Below are 1,432 nucleotides of genomic sequence, written 5' to 3'. Positions count from 1 at the left end.
TGAACTGACCCCGTAAAGTTGGAGAGTCAAAGCTAGGTGGAACCGAACTGAGCCCTGTACTGTACGGGGCTCAGTCCTTTGAGCTTCAGCTTGATGCGTTCGTGATTGTAGTAGTGAATGTATCGATGCAACCCTGCCTCGAGTTCGGTGATGCTGCAGAACTGGCTTGTATGGAAGAACTCGGCCTTTAGTGTGCCGAAGAAGCTTTCCATGGCGGCGTTATCCAAGCAATTGCCCTTGCGCGACATACTTTGCGTGATGGCGCGTTGCGCCAGCAGCCGCTGGTAGCGCGGCATGCGGTAGTGCCAGCCCTGGTCGGAGTGCAGCAGAGGCCGATCGTCAGGTCCGAGCCGCGCAATGGCCTTGTGCAGCATGTTGGTGACCAATTCGAAGTGCGGCCGCTTGGCTGTCTCGTAGGCGACGATCTCGCCCGTGCACAGATCCAGCACCGGCGACAGGTACAGCTTCTGGCCTGCGACCCTAAACTCGGTCACGTCCGTAGCCCATTTTTGGTTCGGGCGCTGCGCCTCGAACTGGCGATCCAGAACGTTGGGCGCTGCGCGACCACATTCGCCGCGGTAAGACCGGTATTTCTTCACCCGCACACACGACTTCAGGCCTAGCTCCAGCATCAGGCGCTGCACCGGCTTGTGGTTGACCAGCAGCCCTTGCGAGCGGATGGCGTCGGTGACACGCCGATAGCCATAGCGGCCCTTGTGTGTCTCGAACACCCGCCGAATCCTTGCCTTGAGATCCTGGTTCTTGTCACCGCTCTGGAGCGCCTTCCTCTGGTAGTAGAACGTGCTCGACGATAGCGTGGCCACCTTCAGCAGCGTCGCCAACGGGAATTGCGCCCTGAGCTCAAGCACTACTTGCGCTTTTTCTGCTGCGCAGCGCCTTTCTTGGCCTGAACCAGGGCATCCAGCTTTTTTAGGTACGCCACCTCCGCGCGCAGATAGTTGACCTCGTCGATCAGTTCTTCGCGGGTACGCTCTTCATCCTGCTTGGGCTTGGGAGTCGGTGGCTTTTGCATGGGCTGGCTATAGCGGGTTCGTCGTGGCGAAAGGGCTTCCTCTCCCCCGGCATCATACCGTCGCTGCCATATAGCAACGACGCCGTAGCCTCGAATATTGAACCGCGCCGCCGCCTGCCGCAACGACAGCCCCTCAGCGCGCATGTGCTGCAAAACCGACAGCTTGAAGGCTGCCGTATACAGAACCCGCTTGCCCCTCAGGCCCGCGATCCCATGGTGCCGGTAGGCCGCCACCCATTCACGCAGGGTGCCTCGGTCCAGCGTGTGCCGCTGCGCCAGCAGCCGGAAACCCTCATCCCCAGACAGATACTCCTGAACGACCTGCAGCTTGAACTGCTCGGTGTACTTTGCCATGTAAAAACCCCCAAAAGTTGTCTCCAACTTCTGGGGGTCAGTTCA

At 59.6% G+C, this 1,432-nt stretch carries 1 protein-coding gene; it reads right to left on the bottom strand.

From position 1 onward, the window contains the following. Nucleotides 1–32: 32 nt before the first annotated feature. Nucleotides 33–1,387 (bottom strand): IS3 family transposase gene (locus ACW4E8_RS40955; RefSeq protein ID WP_456809691.1). Its coding sequence is split into 2 segments (ribosomal slippage): nt 33–922 and nt 922–1,387, totalling 1,356 coding nucleotides; the frame shifts between segments, so codons are not numbered across the junction. Nucleotides 1,388–1,432 lie beyond the last annotated feature (45 nt).

It is taken from the genome of Cupriavidus sp. CP313 (assembly GCF_054072015.1).
This window is presented reverse-complemented; position numbering and strand designations above follow the sequence as displayed.